The 14,859-nt window shown below is 74.4% G+C and carries 18 protein-coding genes; 9 read left to right on the top strand and 9 right to left on the bottom strand.

Going from position 1 to position 14,859, the window contains the following annotated elements:
- The first annotated feature begins 31 nt into the window (after positions 1-31).
- Genes J2S66_RS25145 through J2S66_RS25110 form a run of 8 tightly spaced genes read left to right on the top strand, consistent with a single transcriptional unit; the run spans position 32 to position 5,682 of the window.
- A complete protein-coding gene (locus J2S66_RS25145; protein WP_310309768.1) occupies positions 32-622 on the top strand; it encodes a type II toxin-antitoxin system antitoxin SocA domain-containing protein in 591 nt (196 codons plus the stop codon).
- Positions 619-1,242 carry a Fic/DOC family protein gene (locus J2S66_RS25140; RefSeq protein ID WP_310309767.1) on the top strand — a complete coding sequence of 208 codons (624 nt, stop codon included), beginning with the start codon at positions 619-621 and terminating at the stop codon, positions 1,240-1,242. Before J2S66_RS25145 ends, J2S66_RS25140 begins: the two co-directional genes overlap by 4 nt.
- 16 nt (positions 1,243-1,258) lie before the next feature.
- A complete protein-coding gene (locus J2S66_RS25135) occupies positions 1,259-1,603 on the top strand; it encodes a hypothetical protein (RefSeq protein WP_310309766.1) in 345 nt (114 codons plus the stop codon).
- Positions 1,604-1,654: 51 nt separating this feature from the next.
- Positions 1,655-2,188 (top strand): RNA polymerase sigma factor, encoded by a 534-nt coding sequence (locus tag J2S66_RS25130; protein ID WP_310309765.1) that lies wholly within the window; start codon positions 1,655-1,657, stop codon positions 2,186-2,188.
- On the top strand, positions 2,185-2,991 hold the full coding sequence (locus J2S66_RS25125; protein ID WP_310309763.1) for a cupin domain-containing protein: 807 nt from the start codon (positions 2,185-2,187) through the stop codon (positions 2,989-2,991). Before J2S66_RS25130 ends, J2S66_RS25125 begins: the two co-directional genes overlap by 4 nt.
- 14 nt (positions 2,992-3,005) lie before the next feature.
- Positions 3,006-3,791, top strand: coding sequence for an ABC transporter ATP-binding protein (locus tag J2S66_RS25120; protein ID WP_310309762.1), 786 nt, complete (start codon positions 3,006-3,008; stop codon positions 3,789-3,791).
- Positions 3,788-5,137: a hypothetical protein gene (locus J2S66_RS25115; RefSeq protein WP_310309760.1), complete on the top strand. Its 1,350-nt coding sequence runs from the start codon at positions 3,788-3,790 to the stop codon at positions 5,135-5,137. Before J2S66_RS25120 ends, J2S66_RS25115 begins: the two co-directional genes overlap by 4 nt.
- Positions 5,137-5,682, top strand: coding sequence for a hypothetical protein (locus J2S66_RS25110; protein ID WP_310309759.1), 546 nt, complete (start codon positions 5,137-5,139; stop codon positions 5,680-5,682). Before J2S66_RS25115 ends, J2S66_RS25110 begins: the two co-directional genes overlap by 1 nt.
- A gap of 66 nt (positions 5,683-5,748) precedes the next feature.
- Here the strand turns inward: J2S66_RS25110 and J2S66_RS25105 are convergent, their stop codons facing one another.
- The 8 genes from J2S66_RS25105 to J2S66_RS25070 form a co-directional block, all read right to left on the bottom strand.
- Positions 5,749-6,612: an aldehyde dehydrogenase family protein gene (locus tag J2S66_RS25105; RefSeq protein WP_310309758.1), complete on the bottom strand. Its 864-nt coding sequence runs from the start codon at positions 6,610-6,612 to the stop codon at positions 5,749-5,751.
- Positions 6,605-8,032, bottom strand: coding sequence for an aldehyde dehydrogenase family protein (locus J2S66_RS25100; protein ID WP_310309757.1), 1,428 nt, complete (start codon positions 8,030-8,032; stop codon positions 6,605-6,607). The genes J2S66_RS25105 and J2S66_RS25100 overlap by 8 nt, the downstream gene beginning before the upstream one ends.
- Positions 8,033-8,035: 3 nt before the next feature.
- Positions 8,036-9,001: a deoxyribose-phosphate aldolase gene (gene deoC / locus J2S66_RS25095; protein ID WP_310309756.1), complete on the bottom strand. Its 966-nt coding sequence runs from the start codon at positions 8,999-9,001 to the stop codon at positions 8,036-8,038.
- Positions 9,002-9,080: 79 nt separating this feature from the next.
- Positions 9,081-9,728, bottom strand: a complete 648-nt coding sequence (locus tag J2S66_RS25090) for a DUF1707 SHOCT-like domain-containing protein (RefSeq protein ID WP_310309755.1) — start codon at positions 9,726-9,728, stop codon at positions 9,081-9,083.
- A gap of 78 nt (positions 9,729-9,806) precedes the next feature.
- Positions 9,807-10,364 (bottom strand): hypothetical protein, encoded by a 558-nt coding sequence (locus J2S66_RS25085; RefSeq protein ID WP_310309754.1) that lies wholly within the window; start codon positions 10,362-10,364, stop codon positions 9,807-9,809.
- 26 nt (positions 10,365-10,390) lie between these two features.
- Positions 10,391-11,662: a hypothetical protein gene (locus J2S66_RS25080; protein WP_310309753.1), complete on the bottom strand. Its 1,272-nt coding sequence runs from the start codon at positions 11,660-11,662 to the stop codon at positions 10,391-10,393.
- Positions 11,653-11,970: a hypothetical protein gene (locus tag J2S66_RS25075; protein ID WP_310309752.1), complete on the bottom strand. Its 318-nt coding sequence runs from the start codon at positions 11,968-11,970 to the stop codon at positions 11,653-11,655. Before J2S66_RS25075 ends, J2S66_RS25080 begins: the two co-directional genes overlap by 10 nt.
- Before the next feature lie 109 nt (positions 11,971-12,079).
- Positions 12,080-13,072, bottom strand: coding sequence for a Gfo/Idh/MocA family protein (locus tag J2S66_RS25070; protein WP_310309751.1), 993 nt, complete (start codon positions 13,070-13,072; stop codon positions 12,080-12,082).
- 119 nt (positions 13,073-13,191) lie between these two features.
- Here J2S66_RS25070 and upp point away from each other — a divergent pair, with 119 nt between their 5' ends.
- On the top strand, positions 13,192-13,815 hold the full coding sequence (gene upp, locus J2S66_RS25065) for a uracil phosphoribosyltransferase (protein ID WP_306748640.1): 624 nt from the start codon (positions 13,192-13,194) through the stop codon (positions 13,813-13,815).
- Positions 13,816-13,996: 181 nt separating this feature from the next.
- Here the strand turns inward: upp and J2S66_RS25060 are convergent, their stop codons facing one another.
- Complete coding sequence (locus tag J2S66_RS25060; protein ID WP_310309750.1) at positions 13,997-14,845, bottom strand: SDR family oxidoreductase; 849 nt, start codon at positions 14,843-14,845, stop codon at positions 13,997-13,999.
- Positions 14,846-14,859 lie beyond the last annotated feature (14 nt).

Raw genomic sequence — 14,859 nt, 5'->3', positions numbered from 1 at the left:
TCTTCCCAGCTCACGGCCTCGCGGAGGTGGCATGGCGAACGTCCACGACGTGGCCGCGGCCGTGCTCGACGCCACCGGTCCCGAGTCGCCGATGAAGCTCCAGAAGCTCCTCTACTACGCCCAGGCGTGGCACCTGGCCGAGCACGACGAGCCGCTGTTCGACGCCCGGATCGAGGCGTGGCGGCGCGGCCCGGTGGTGCCCGAGGTCTACCACCGCCACCAGGGCCGGTCCGAGGTCGGCGCGTGGGACGAGGGCGAACCGGCCGCGCTGGACGAGCGCGAGCGCGCCGCGGTGCGCTCGGTGGTCGAGCGGTACGGCCACTTCAGCAGGCACGAGCTGAGCGACATGGCGCACGCGGAGGAGCCGTGGCGCGTGGCGCGGGGCGACCTGCCGGAGTCCGAGCCCGGCAGCGAGGCGCTGCGGCACGACGTGATGGCCCGCTACTTCCGCCGGCTGACCCGCACCCCCGACGAGGCGTTCGCCGACGCGATCGCGAGCGTCCGCCTGGAGGGCGTGGACGTGCCGGACGAGACGGTGGCCTCCATGCGGGCCATCGCGGCCGGCGAGCTGACCGTGGACGAGGCGATCGCGCGGGAGATCGAGGCGCTGCGCGGGTCGTGACCCTCGACGACCCACCCGCCGACGGTCCGCGCACCCGGGACGCCCGGCACGGCGACCCCTACGCGGACCCGGTCACCGGGGTCCTGCTCAACAAGCTCGGCCTGACCGACGAGCACGCCTGCGACGAGGCCGAGGCGCGGCTGAGCGCGATCCGCATCGGCCAGTTGGAGATCCGGCCGCTGCCCGGCCCCTACGACCTGGCCCACCTGCGGGCGTTCCACCGGCACATCTTCGGCGACCTCTACCCGTGGGCGGGTGAGCTCAGGCGGGTGAACATCGCCCGGACGGCCCCGTTCGCCGCCTGGCAGCACGTCGAGCGGTACGCCGGGTGGCTGTTCGACGGGCTGCGCGGGGAGCTGTACCTGCGCGACCTCGACCGCGCGCGGTTCCTGGACCGGTTCTCGTTCTACTTCGCCGAGGTCAACGCGCTGCACCCGTTCCGGGAGGGCAACGGTCGCGCGCAGCGGGCGTTCTTCGGGCAGTTGGCGCTGGAGGCCGGGTGGCGCGTCGCGGTCGCCGAACTGGACCCGGTGACGTTCACGGCCGCCTGCCGCGCGGGCATGACCGGACCGCCGGCCGCCCTGCGCGCGGTGTTCGACCAGGTCTTGAGGCCCGCCTGACGGGGTACCCGGCGGCATGACCAGCTACGAGTACCGCGCGCCGGTCGGGATGGCCGCGCAGGAGTTCTTCGGGTTCCTCGCGCGCCCCGGCAGCCTGTCCCAGCACCTGCCCGGCCTGTCCGGGACGACGCCGGGCGTCGACCGGGACAGGCGGGTCGTGACGTGGGACGAGAACGGCTACCGAGGCGAGCTGACCGTCGTCGAGGACGGCGCCGGGCAGAGCGAGATCGTGATCGTCGTGGAGACCGACCAGGGCGGTGACGTGCGCAAGGAGTTGGCGGAGGCGGTCGCCGCGGTGTCCCACCGGGCGACCGCCGAGGCCGAGAGCAGCGCCACCGCGGAGGAGAACAGCTGGTACTGATGTGATGCAGGTCACGTAAAATCGAGAACCTCGTCCGGGGAGCCGGTCGTCTTGCCGGGTGTGGACGAGGAGAGGTTGGTGCGGGCGATCGCCGGGGGCGACCGCGCGGCCTTCGAGGAGCTGTACCGGCGGACGTCGCCGTGGCTCGCCGTGCGCCTGCGCCGCCGGTGCTCCGACGAGCAGGTCGTCGCCGAGGTGATGCAGGAGACGTACCTGGCGGTGTGGCAGGCGGCGGGCTCGTTCGCGGGCTCGGCGGTGGACGGCACGGCCGTCGGCTGGCTGTGGACGATCGCCGCCCGCCGCCTGGTCGACGCGTTCCGCAGGCGGGCCCGGCAGGACCGGACGCCCGACACCTCCCCGGTGCCCGCCCCCGCCGCCGAGGACGAGGTCCTGGCCGGCGCGCTGGGCGACGAGGTGGGCGGCGCGCTGCGCGACCTCGCCCCCGAGCTCAGGCAGGTCCTCCAGGCGATGGTGCTCGACGGGCTGACCGTGCGCGAGACCGCCGTCCTGCTCGGGGTGCCCGAGGGCACCGTCAAGACCCGCGCGCGGCGGGCGCGCACCGCGATGCGGGAGGCACTGTCATGAGGGAGCACGCGCCCGGGAACGACCCCCGGACCGGCGACGGGCACGCGTCCGCCGACCTGATCGCCCGCTACGCCGCGGGCGACGACCTGCCCGCCGACCGGCTGTGGGCCGTCGAGGCGCACCTGGAGACCTGCGGGCTGTGCCGGCTGCGGCTGGCCGACGCGGCCCCACCGCCGGTCACGGCGCTGACCGAGGCCGTGTGGGCGGACCTCGACCCGCCCGGCACGCCCGCGCCGCACCGGCGGCCGCTCGCCCGCTGGGCCCCGCCGGCGCTGGTGCCGTGGTTCGCGATGACCACGTTCGTCGTGCTCCTGGCGCTGCTCGTGGACCTCGTCGCGCCCAGCGGCGTGACGGCGTCGGCGGTGCTGCTGCTCGCGCCCGTCGTGCCGCTGCTCGGCGTCGCCGGCGCCTGGTCGCGCTCCCTCGACCCGGCCTACGAGCTGGTCGTGTCGACGCCGCGCGCCGGTCTGCGCCTGCTCCTGCGCCGGACGTTCGCCGTGCTCGTGGTCGTGCTGCCGGTCCTGCTGGCGGCCGGGTGGCTGACCGGCGCGTCCCCGGCCTACTGGCTGCTCCCGTGCCTGGCGGTCACCTCGGTGACGCTCGCGCTCGGCAGCGTCCTCGGCGTGCGCCGGGCCGCGATCACCACCGCGTCGCTGTGGGCGGCGCTGGTGGTCGGCCCGGCGGTGGTGCTCGGCGGTGTGCCCGGCGTGCTCGCGCCCGGTGCGGCGCCGCTGTGGGCGGCGGCGCTGACGGGGGGCGCCGCCGCCGTGTTCTTCAGGTCCGCGGCGTACGCGCGATCGTGACGGAGGAGGAAATGGTGCGAGCGGTGGGTGCGGCGGAGGTCGCGCCGACGGGGTACGCCTGGCAGGTCAGGGCGGAGGGCCTGCGCGTGCGCGCGGGCCGGCGGATGGCGGTGGACGGGCTGGACCTGCGGCTCGGCCGCGGCGTGCACGGCCTGCTCGGCCCGAACGGCGCGGGCAAGACGACGCTGATCCGGGCGCTGGCGACCGTGCTGCGACCCGCGTCGGGGGAGTTGGAGGTGCTCGGCTCGTCGGTGACCGGTCACGTCGACCTGAGGTCGGTGCGGCGGTCCCTGGGGTACCTGCCCCAGGACTTCGGCTACTACAAGCGGTTCACGGTGCGCGAGTTCGTCGAGTACGTGGCCTGGCTCAAGGAGATGCCCAAGCGCGACGTGCCCGGCGCGGTGCAGCGGGCCGTGGAACGGGTCGGGCTCGCCGACCGCGCCGACGACCGGCTCAGGACGCTGTCCGGCGGCATGGTGCGGCGGGCGGGCATCGCGCAGGCGATCGTCAACGACCCCGAGGTGCTGCTGCTGGACGAGCCGACGGCCGGGCTCGACCCGGCGCAGCGCGTCCGGTTCCGCGAGTTGGTGCAGGAACTCGGCGCCGACGCGTGCGTCGTGATCTCCACGCACCTCGTGGAGGACGTCGCGGCGGCGTGCACGGACGTCGCGCTGGTGTCCGCGGGCAAGGCGGTGTTCCAGGGCACGCCCGACGAGCTGGCCGCCGCGGGCGGCCCGGACGACGTCGGCGACAGCCCGCTGGAGCGCGGCTACTCGGCGCTGCTCGGGGGTGCGTGGTGAGGCGGGTCCTCGGGATCGAGCTGCGGCGCGGCTCGGCCCTGCTGCTCGGTGCCGCGGTGGCGCTGCTCGTGGTGGGGCTGCTGGACTGGGCACCGTCGATCAAGAACAGCACGGCGTGGACGCGGCAGTGGTCGACGATGGCCGAGTGGGCGCGGTTCATGCTCGTCTTCGCCTGGCCGCTCGCGCTCGGCGTGGGCGCGCTCCAGGGCCTGCGGGAGCGGCGGTCGGGCGTCGGGGAGCTGTTCTCGTCCACGCCGCGCCCCCGCGCGCACCGCGTGGCCGGGACGTTCGGCGCGCTCGCCGTCGGTCTCGTCGGCGGCTGCGCGGTGGTGCTGGTGGTGGGCGGCGTGCAGGTCGCGTCGGCCACCGACCACCTGCACTGGCGCTGGGTGCCCGCCGCGCTCGTCGGGGCGCTCGCCCTGGTCGCCGCCGCGTGGCTCGGCTGGGCGCTGGCGCAGCTCGTCGCGTCACCGCTGCTGCCGCCGGTCCTGGCGGTGGGCGCCATGGTGCTGATGGCCTTCGCCCAGGGAGCGGACACCGGGGAGGCGTTCCGGTGGGCGTTGCTGCTGCCGTTCCTGCCCCAGCCGGAAAGCGCGTTCACGTCCGTCACCGGGACGGTGAGCGCCGTGCAGGCGCTGTGGTGGGCCGCCCTGGCCACCTCGGCGTTCCTGCTGGTCGGACCGCTGCGCAGGCGGTGGGTCGCGGCGCTCCCGGTGCTGCTGGCGGGCGCGGTCGCGGTGCCGCTGCTGCCCACCTCGGAGCAGGAGGCCCGACGGGTGGACCCGGTCGCCGCCGAACTGGTGTGCGCCGACGGGCTGTGCCTGACCCGGGCCCACGAGGACGAGCGGGCCGCCCTCGCCGGACCCGCTCGCGAGGCGCTGCGGCGGCTGGCGGGGCTGCCGTCCCCGCCCACCTCGGTCCGCGAGGTCGCGGCGCCCGTGCACCAGCGACAACCGCGCGGGCCGGAGTCGACCGACGCGGTGTGGGTGGCCCTGGACGAGTTCACCTACTTCCGGCGGGACCCCCTGCCGGCGGACCGGCTGGTGCGGCACCTGCTCGCCGGGGCGGGCACCCGCACGTGCCTGGGCATCCGGTACGAGCAGGAGGACGCGGTGCGCGAGACCGCGGCGCGGGCCGTGATGAGCTCGTGGTCGACCGGGCGGCTGGAGGAGCTGCCCGGCTACCAGGCGGGGGCGGGGGACGAGGCCGACGCGCTGGCCGCGTCCGCCTGGGACGCGCTGCGGGCGCTGCCCGGGGCGGAGCAGGCCGCACGGGTGCAGGCGGCGCGCGACGTGCAGAGCGCGTGCTCGGGTGACGCCTACGCCGTGCTCACCGGGACGTCGTGATGCGCTGGGCGGTGCTGTACGCCCGCTCCCGGGAGGTGCCGGCGTCCGCCGCGGTCGTCGTGGTGGCGGTGACGCTGCTCGGGCTGCCCGAGGGGGACCTGCGGCTGTCCGCGTTCGCCGCCGCCGTTGGGGTCGCCGCGCTCGCGCTCGGCCTCGGCGCGCACGACGTGGCGCTCGACCGCGGCGCGGCGTTCGGCTGGCCGCCGCGCCGCGCCGCGCACCTGCTGCTCGGCGGCCTGTTCGTCGGCGGCCTGCTGCTCACCGTCGGACCGGACGTCACCGACCACGCGGTCGTGTGGCGCAACGTCGCGGGCCTGGGCGGACTGGCCGCGCTCGGCGCGCTGCTGTTCGGCTCGCGCACCGCGTGGGCGCTGCCCGTCACGTGGACCGGCGCCACCCTCGTGGTCCCCTCCGGCGACCTGTGGTTCGAGGAGCTGCTCAGCTGGCCCGTGCAACCCGCCGGCACCACCTCGGCCACCACGACCGCGCTGGTCCTGGGCGTGACCGGCCTCCTCGCCGGCACCGCCCGGACCACCCGCCGCTGACCCGGGACCACCCCGACCCCCGAGAGTCCGGGTGTTGGACTCTCGGGGTCGGGGTCGGGGTCGGGGTCAGGTTCCGGTGGGGTGCCAGACGGTCTTCGTCTCCAGGAACGCCCGCAGGCGGGCCAGGTCCGGCTCGCGGGTGAAGTCCTCGGCCGGCCGCTTGCGCGGCACGCGCTTCACCGTGCCCGCCGCCGAGCGCTCCAGGTCCGCGCGGGACTGCTCCGGCGCACCGGTCAGGTCGAGCGCGTTCACGTCGGCGTGCGACGCGAGCCACGGCGCGATCTCCGCCGTCCGCCCGGTCAGCACGTTCACCACCCCGCCCGGCACGTCGGACGTCGCCAGCACCTCGGACAGCGTGATCGCGGGCAGCGGCCGGTCCTGCGACGCCACGACCACCGCCGTGTTGCCGGTCGCGATGACCGGCGCGATCACGCTCACCAGCCCCAGCAGCGACGACTCCTGCGGCGCCAGCACGGCGACCACGCCCGTCGGCTCCGGCACCGAGAACGAGAAGTACGGCCCCGCCACCGGGTTCGCCGCACCCAGCACCGTGGCGAACTTGTCGGTCCACCCCGCGTACCAGACCCAGCGGTCGACGGCCGCGTCCACCAGCGACTGCGCCTTCTTCAGCGGCACGCCCTCGGACGCGGCGACCTCCACCGCGAACTGCTCGCGGCGGCCCTCCAGCACCTCGGCCACCCGGTACAGCACCTGCCCGCGGTTGTACGCCGTCGCACCCGACCACCCCGCGAACGCCTTGCGCGCCGCGACCACCGCGTCCCGGGCGTCCTTGCGCGACCCCTGCGCGGCGTTGGCCAGGAACGCGCCCTTGGCGTCCACCACCGGGTAGGAGCGCCCCGACTCCGACCGGGGGAACGCGCCCCCGACGTAGAGCTTGTACGTCTTCGCCACGGCGATGCGGTCAGACATCGAGGTACGCCTCCAGCCCGGTGCGGCCGCCCTCGCGGCCGAAGCCCGACTCCTGGTAGCCGCCGAACGGGGCGGTCGGGTCGAAGCGGTTGAACGTGTTGGCCCACACGACGCCGGCGCGCATCTTCTGCGCCGCCCACAGGATGCGGGAGCCCTTCTCGGTCCAGATGCCCGCGGACAGCCCGTACGGCGTGTTGTTCGCCTTGGCCACCGCCTCGTCCGGCGTGCGGAACGTCAGCACCGACAGCACCGGCCCGAAGATCTCCTCGCGCGCGATCCGCATCGCCTGCGACACGTTGGAGAACACGGTCGGCGCGAAGTAGAAGCCCTTGTCCGGCAGCGGGCACGCCGACGTCCAGCGCTCGGCGCCCTCCTCCTCGCCGGACGCCGCCAGCTCCTGGATCCTCACGAGCTGCTCGCGCGAGTTGATCGCGCCGACGTCGGTGTTCTTGTCCAGCGGGTCGCCGACGCGCAGCGTGGACACGCGCACGCGCAGCTTCTCCAGCAGCTCCTCGGCCACCGACTCCTGCACCAGCAGCCGCGATCCCGCGCAGCACACGTGGCCCTGGTTGAAGAAGATGCCGTTGACGATGCCCTCGACGGCCTGGTCGAGCGGGGCGTCGTCGAACACGATGTTCGCCGCCTTGCCGCCCAGCTCCAGGGTGAGCTTGCGGTTGGTGCCCGCGAGCTGCCGCTGGATGGCCTTGCCGACGTCCGTCGAACCGGTGAACGCGACCTTGTCCACGTCCGGGTGATTCACGACGGCCGCGCCGACGTCACCAGCGCCGGGCAGGATGTTGACCACGCCGGGCGGCAGGTCGGCCTGCTGGATGATCTCGGCGAGCACCAGCGCGGTCAGCGGCGTCGTCTCGGCGGGCTTGAGCACCACGGTGTTGCCGCAGGCCAGGGCGGGCGCGATCTTCCACGCCGCCATCAGCAGCGGGAAGTTCCACGGGATGACCTGGCCTGCCACGCCCAGCGGCCGCGGGTCCGGGCCGAGGCCCGCGTAGCCGAGCTTGTCCGCCCAGCCCGCGTGGTAGAAGAAGTGCGCGGCGGCCGTGGGCACGTCCACGTCCCGCGACTCCTTGATCGGCTTGCCGTTGTCCAGCGACTCCAGCACGGCCAGCTCGCGACCGCGCTCCTGGACGAGCCGGGCGATGCGGAAGAGGTACTTGGCCCGCTCGGAGCCGGGCATCTTCCCCCACACCCGGTCGTAGGCGCGGCGGGCGGCCTTCACGGCCTTGTCGACGTCCGCGGTGGTGGCCGTGGAGACCTCGGCGAGCACCTCCTCGGTGCCCGGGTTGATCGTCTTGAGCGGTTCGCCGCCGCCCTCGACGAACTCGCCGTCGACGAACATCCGGTAGGTCGGCTTGAGGTTCGCGATGTCCCGCGACTCGGGCGCGGGCGCGTATTCCCACATGTCTCAGTCCACCGTCACGTAATCGGGGCCGCTGTAGTGGCCGTCCAACTGGGTGCGCCGCTGCATCAGCAGGTCGTTGAGCAGCGTGGAGGCGCCGAACCGGAACAGGTCCGGGGTCAGCCACTCGGGGCCCGCGACCTCGTGCACCGCCACCAGGTACTTGATCGCGTCCTTGGTGCTGCGGATGCCGCCCGCCGGCTTCACGCCCCGCAGCTCGCCGGTCAGGGTGTGCCAGTCGCGCACCGCCTGGAGCATCACGTGCGTCACCGGCAGCGTCGCGGCGGGCGACACCTTGCCGGTGGAGGTCTTGATGAAGTCGCCGCCCGCGAGCAGGCCCAGCCACGAGGCGCGGCGCACGTTGTCGTAGGTCGCCAGCTCGCCGGTCTCCAGGATGACCTTGAGGTGCGCGTCGCCGCACGCGTGCTTGACCTGCACGATCTCGTCGAACACCTGGCCGTAGCGGCCGGAGAGGAACGCGCCCCGGTCGATCACCATGTCGATCTCGGCGGCGCCCGCGTCCACCGCGAACGCGGTGTCCTCCAGCTTCACCTTCAGCGACGAGCGGCCCGACGGGAACGCGGTGGCCACGCTGGCCACGTGGACGCCCGTGCCCTCCAGCTCCTTCACGGCGGTCGCGACCATGTCCGGGTACACGCACACCGCGGCGACCCTCGGCACCTCCGGCCGCTCCGGGTCGGGCCTGCGCGCCTTGGCCGCGAGGGACCGCACCTTGCCGTGCGTGTCCGCGCCCTCCAGCGTGGTCAGGTCGACCATGGAGATCGCCGTGTCGATCGCCCACAGCTTCGCGGCCTTCTTGATGCTGCGCGTCCCGAGACCGGCCGCGCGCTGTTCGACGCCGACCTGGTCCACCCCGGGCAGCCCGTGCAGGAACCGGCGCAGCGACGCGTCGTCGCGGACGGCGTCGGCGAGCACCGGGGGCAGCGACGCCTCTGTCGATGGAGCAGCCATGCCGCCGAGTCTAGGCGGAGTGGGACGGCCGTCCTAAGTGAGCGGGTCCGGGCAGGTCACGGCCGGTTCGGGGGTCCGCTCAGCCTTCGATCTCATCCCGCTTCACGCCCTTGACCTTCTTCTTCTTGGGGCGGCGCACCTCGACCCCGGCCATCATCGCGAAGCCGGTGACGCGCACCACCGGACCGCCCGGGATGGTCGGTTCACCCTTGTGGGTCGAGTCCTCGAAGGCGCCCATGAACCCGATGCCGTCCACGCGCACGGTGACGTCCGGCGGCACGATGATCTCGATGCCGCCCATCAGCGCGTAGGCGTTGATCGTCGTCTCCTGCTGCGCGAACCGGGCGCGGGTGAGGTCCAGCTGGACGCCTCCCATGATCGCCACGGCGTTGTGCGTGGCGGGCACGACCCACTCGCCGCGCCGCTCGACGCCGGACCAGAACGCGAACGACGTGGCCGAGCCCGGCGTGCCGCCGATCCGCGAGGACGGCAGGTTCTGCTGGAGCGGCGCCGGCAGCACGGTGGGCGTCGCGACGCCCAGGTCGGCGGTCAGCGGCACCAGGTCGCCGTAGGTCTTCGACGCGTACACCGCCGCCAGGCGCTCGTCCAGCTCGACCAGGTCGAGCCGGCCCTCGCCGTGGGCCTGCTGGAGCACCCGGGCGACCTTCTCGCGGTCGGCGTCCGAAGCGCGCATCTGACGGGGGTCCGGGACCAGCTCGTCGCTCACACGGGTGAGTCTAGGAGCACGTCGTGCGTTTGACGACGGAACGCGGGATCGCACCGGAACCGGTCGCGGTCGCGCCGGTCACGTCCCGGTCGCGGTGAGGACGAGCGTGCCCGTCCCGACGTCCAGGTACGCCGTCGCCCGCCACCGGTCGTGGGAGAACGCGCTGGTCAACGCCTCACCGGTGAGGAACGGGCCGGGTGGGAGCGCGTCGCGCAGACCGTCCGCCACCGACGGCTCGCGGCCCTCCGCGACCGGGTGGTGCGCCGACACCAGGCCGGTCACCCGGTCGGCCGGCAGCGTCACCACCGCGTCGATCCAGTAGGTCGAGGGACCGGGCACGTCGGCGCGCCCGTACGTGCCCGACATCCACCGCGCGCCCTCCGGCGCCCCCAGCACGGGGAACCGCGCCAGCAGCGGGTCGAGGTCGGTCCGCAGCTCACCCGTCCCCGACTTCACCGCCGCACCGGTGCTCGCCATCGGCTCGTCCTCCTCCACCACCAGCACCCGGTAGCCGACCACGGCCACCGCACCCACCACCAGCACCGCCGCCACCGCGGCCAGCGCGAGCACCCACGGCCGGGGCCCCGCCGGTCGAGACCCCGCCGGTAGGACCCCCGTCGACGAGGGCGCCGTCACCCGGCGCTCCGCCGGCACGCCGCCCACTAGCGCCGCTCCCTCGGGTTGTCCGGGGTCGGGCCCCGGTCGCGCTCCGCGCCGCGCGCGTCCTCGTCGACGCGCGGCGCGACGACGTCGGGCGCGCCCTGCGGCGGGTTGCCGAGCTCCCAGGTGACCGTCCTGGTCGCCTGGCCGTGCGTGTCGAACGGCTTCGCCCACCCGACCTCGGTGAACCTGCCGTTCTCGTCGTCACCCGCACCGGTCGCGATGTCGGCCTGGCCGCGGTTGAAGTTGTAGCGGTCCTCGGCCTCCACGGTGACCGTCATCGTCACCCGGTTCCCGTCCACGCACACGTTGCCGTGGCTCCACACCTGGTACGCCCCGACGGCCTTCTGCCAGTTCTCCGTCTTCGGGTACGAGTCGGCGGCCGACGGCTGCCCGGTCAGGGGGAACTCGGTGTGCCCCGCCCGCACCAGCTCCTCCGCCGCCCGCGCGGCCCGGGTGATCTCGCCGTCGAGGCCCGCGCGGATTCCCGAGTCCTCCCGGACCGCCTTGTCGTAGTCGAACTCGCGCGGTTCACCGCTGTTCTTCCAATAGTGCTCGTACATCCCGGTGGCGTCCGGCATCATGCCCAGCGCCTGCGCCCCGCGCAATTTCGCCAACCACTCGGCCTTCGACACCTGGTCCCGCCAGTTCGATTCCGCCGAGCCGTGCGCGAAATCGTCGTCGAACCGGATGTCGGGCCGGTCGGGCGGTCCGACCCGGTAGCGCCCGTCCTCGGTGCGCGCGGTCGGGTCGGCCTCGGCGAGGCTCGTCGCACCGCCGTCGGACACCTGCGCCACCTCGGCCTTGGCCAAGGCCGAGGCCAGCGCGTCGTCCGCCGCCCGCGCCGTGACCAGCACGCGTTCCACGCGGTCCGCCAGCTCGGCGGCCAGGCGGGTGCGCTCGTCCGCGGGCCGCGTCCCGGGCGCTTCGTCGCGCACCGACCCGTCGGCCGCGATGCCGAAGCCGTGGGCGCGGGCGACCGACTCGGCCTCCTCGACGAGGTGGCGCAGCGCGGTGACCGCGTCCGACGCCTCCTGGATCGCGCGCTGCACCGACCCGACCTCGGCGACGACGTGCTCGGCGCGGTCCCTGATGGCGGCGAGCGCGCCGCGTGCCGCGGTGGCGCCGTCACCGTGCCAGAACAGCGGGCCGAACGAGTCGACCAGCTCGTCCTCCAGCCCGATGAGCAGGTCCTTGCGGCGCCGGATCGCCTGTGCGGCGCCCTCCAGCCCGTCCGCGTCCCACCGGCGGACGTCCCCGTAGCTCAGGACCATCCGACCAGCCCGCCGGGGAGGACGCCGGAGAAGTCGCGCGCGGACGCGGCGTCGTCGGCCGCGTACCGGTCCGCCGACGCCGACAGGTTCGCGGAGAACGCGCCCACGTCCCGCGACCAGGCCGCCACGCGGTCGTCCCACGCCCTCGCCAACCGCTCGGCCCGGTCGGCCGACCGGGAACCGGGCAGGCCGGCCGGCACCTGCCCGACCGCCTCGCCCAACCCGACCCGCCGCGCCCGTTCCCCCGCCGACGCCGCCGACGCGGCAGCCGCGCGCAGCCCCTCGACGTCCACCTCGAAGCCGCTCATGTCCCTCCCCGGACGATTGGCCGTGAATCGCACGCTAGCCGCGCCGGGGAAAGGAGGAATAGCTCATTCGCTCGAATGGATCTGTATTCCATCCGGTAGTGAACACGAATTATGCGGAATTACTGGGTCGGCGGACGCCGAGACCGGCGGCCAAGTAGATCGCATCGATCACCCGCATGCCCGCCACCGCGTCGTCGGCCGTCGTCGGGAACGGCGTGCCGTGCAGGATCGCGTCGGCGAACGCGTCGAGCTGGTAGGCGTAGGACGGGCGGCGGTCGAAGCGCTCCACCCGGCGCTGCCCTTCGAGCTTCACGGTGAGCCGGTGGCCCAGCTGCGGCATGAAGGGGTTGAGCACGCGCATCTCACCGCGCTCCCCGATGACCCTCGCCGACAGCTTGAGCAGCGAGCGCGACCACATCGACGTCACCACGGTGCCGGTGTGCCCAGCCGGGAACAGCAGCCCCGCCCGCATCGCCCGGTCCACGCCCTCGCCCTTGAGCAGCGCCCGCGCCGACCGCACCTCGGGCTCGCCGCCGCCCAGCAGCCGCACCAGGTTCACCGGGTAGCACCCGGCGTCCATCAGCGCGCCGCCCGCCAGCCCCAGCGAATACCGGATGTCGCCGAACCTCGGCAGCGGGAACGACATGCGCGCGTCGACGTGCCGCAGCGGCCCCAGCTCGCCGACGACCTCGACCATCCGCGCGACCAGCGGGTGGTAGCGGTAGTGGAACGCCTCCATCACCACGAGCCCGCTCGCGTTCGCCACCTCGGCCACCTCGGCCGCCTCGTCGGCGTTGGCGGCGAACGGCTTCTCGCACAGCACGTGCTTCCCGGCCGCCAACGCCCTCGACGTCCACCGCCCGTGCAGCCCGTTGGGCAGCGGGATGTAGACCGCGTCGATGTTGGGGTCGTCCAACAGCGCCTCGTAGCTGTCGTGCACCTTGGCGACCACGTGCCGGTCGGCGAACTTCCGCGCCCGCCCGGCGTCCCGCGCCGCCACCGCCGCCACTTCGACCGTCGCCGAGGACCGAGCCGGTCGAACCACTGCCGCCGGCGCGATCCGCGCCGCACCCAAGATCCCGATCCGCACGTGGTCGGTCATGCCAGGGACGCTACCCGCGCGAGCGCCTCGTCAACCCCGAGCCGCCGAACGGGCGTCCGGCGCGGGGGCGGTCGGCCGACGGCGGCGACCCGGCCGGGGGTGTCACATACTGTTCGACCATGGACGTCCTCGTCGTCGATCACCCCCTCGCGCGTGCGCGGTTGACCACCATGCGCGACGCGCGCACCGACAACGCGGCGTTCCGCGCCGCGCTGCACGAGCTGACCGTGATGCTGGTCTACGAGGCCAGCCGCGAGGCCCCGGTCGCCGAGCAGAAGGTGCACACGCCGGTCGCCCGCACCACCGGGTACCGGCTGGCGAACCCGCCGCTGCTGGTGCCGGTGCTGCGCGCCGGGCTGGGGATGGCCGACCAGGCGCACAAGCTGATCCCCGACGCGCAGATGGGGTTCGTCGGCCTGGCGCGCGACGAGGAGACGCTCCAGCCCACGCCCTACATGGAGTCGCTGCCGGAGAGCCTGGCCGGGCGGCCCGTGTACGTGCTGGACCCGATGCTCGCCACCGGCGGGTCCATGGCCTACACGATCCGCCTGCTCACCGACCGGGGCGCGACGGACGTGACCGCGATCTGCGCGCTGGCCGCGCCGGAGGGCATCGAGCACCTGGCCGACTCAGGCCTGCCGGTGCGCCTGGTGACCGCCAGCGTCGACGAGCGCCTGAACGACTCGGGCTTCATCGTCCCGGGCCTCGGCGACGCGGGTGACCGCCAGTACGGCTCCGTCTGACCACCCACCCGCGAGTCGTACGTCCACCCCGCGCGAGTCGTACGCCCGGCACCCGCGAGTCCAACGTTCAGGACCCCTGAGTTCTACATTCGCGCTCGCACCGCCAGGCATGAGCGCACGACTCGCCGGGCGTGAACGTGCGACTCGCGGGGCGTGAACGTGCGACTCGCGCGGGTTGGGGTTACGACTCGCGGGTGAGGTCGGCGGCGTGGTCGGCGGCCCACTCGGCCAGGGTGCGGCCGCGCCTGCCGGTGACCTCGGTGAAGTCCGGGGTCACGTCGGCCGGCTCCTCGGCGTGCTGCGCCATGTACCCCAGCAGGTACTCGGCCACGTCGTAGGGCAGGCCCTCGTCGCGGATCAGCGCGGCCCGCGCCTGCCCGTAGGTGAGGCGCTCGAACCGGATCGGCCGGCCCAGGCCCCGCGCGAACGCCTCCGCCTGCTGCCGGTGCGTCAGCGCCTCGGGGCCGCTGAGCGTGTAGGCGCGGCGCTCGTGCCCGTCGTGGAGCAGGGCGTGCACGACGACCTCGGCCACGTCCGCCTCGTGCACCGGCGCGCCGACCGAGTCCGGGAACGGGGCGCGCACCGCGTCGTCCTCCCTGATGCCGCGCGCCCAGACCAGCTTGTTGGACATGAACTCACCGGGTCGGACGTGCGTCCACGCCACCCCGGACGCCTCCACCACCCGCTCCACGTCGCGGTGCAGCTCGTAGCTGCCCGGACGCCGCGCGGTGACCGCGCTGCTGGACAGGAACGCCACCCGCCGCAGGTCGGGCGCGGCCGCCAGGAACGCCTCGGCGTGCGCGGCCGCCTCGTCCGACTCGACGACCGCGATCAGGTACGCCGCCGTCACGCCCGCCAGCGGCAGGTCGGCCGGTCGGGTCAGGTCGCCCGCCACGACCTCCGCGCCGGCCGGCAGGTCCGCCCGCGCCGGGTCGCGGGTGAGCGCCCGCACCGGCACGCCCGCCGCCACGAGCTGTTCCACCACGGAGCGTCCGATCGTGCCGGTAGACCCGGTGACCAGGATCGTCACGTGTTCCCCCTAGA

This window comes from Saccharothrix longispora (assembly GCF_031455225.1).
In the GTDB taxonomy this organism is placed as follows: Bacteria; Actinomycetota; Actinomycetes; order Mycobacteriales; family Pseudonocardiaceae; genus Actinosynnema; species Actinosynnema longispora.
This window is presented reverse-complemented; position numbering and strand designations above follow the sequence as displayed.

Excerpts from the sequence above, each read along its gene's own strand:
- J2S66_RS25080 (WP_310309753.1), bottom strand. The coding sequence starts at position 11,662 with ATGGTCCTGAGCTACGGGGACGTCCGCCGGTGGGACGCGGACGGGCTG.
- J2S66_RS25070 (WP_310309751.1), bottom strand. The coding sequence starts at position 13,072 with ATGACCGACCACGTGCGGATCGGGATCTTGGGTGCGGCGCGGATCGCG.
- J2S66_RS25105 (WP_310309758.1), bottom strand. The coding sequence starts at position 6,612 with ATGTCTGACCGCATCGCCGTGGCGAAGACGTACAAGCTCTACGTCGGG.
- J2S66_RS25110 (WP_310309759.1), top strand. The coding sequence starts at position 5,137 with ATGCGCTGGGCGGTGCTGTACGCCCGCTCCCGGGAGGTGCCGGCGTCC.
- J2S66_RS25135 (WP_310309766.1), top strand. The coding sequence starts at position 1,259 with ATGACCAGCTACGAGTACCGCGCGCCGGTCGGGATGGCCGCGCAGGAG.
- upp (WP_306748640.1), top strand. The coding sequence starts at position 13,192 with ATGGACGTCCTCGTCGTCGATCACCCCCTCGCGCGTGCGCGGTTGACC.
- J2S66_RS25100 (WP_310309757.1), bottom strand. The coding sequence starts at position 8,032 with ATGTGGGAATACGCGCCCGCGCCCGAGTCGCGGGACATCGCGAACCTC.
- J2S66_RS25125 (WP_310309763.1), top strand. The coding sequence starts at position 2,185 with ATGAGGGAGCACGCGCCCGGGAACGACCCCCGGACCGGCGACGGGCAC.
- J2S66_RS25075 (WP_310309752.1), bottom strand. The coding sequence starts at position 11,970 with ATGAGCGGCTTCGAGGTGGACGTCGAGGGGCTGCGCGCGGCTGCCGCG.
- J2S66_RS25145 (WP_310309768.1), top strand. The coding sequence starts at position 32 with ATGGCGAACGTCCACGACGTGGCCGCGGCCGTGCTCGACGCCACCGGT.
- deoC (WP_310309756.1), bottom strand. The coding sequence starts at position 9,001 with ATGGCTGCTCCATCGACAGAGGCGTCGCTGCCCCCGGTGCTCGCCGAC.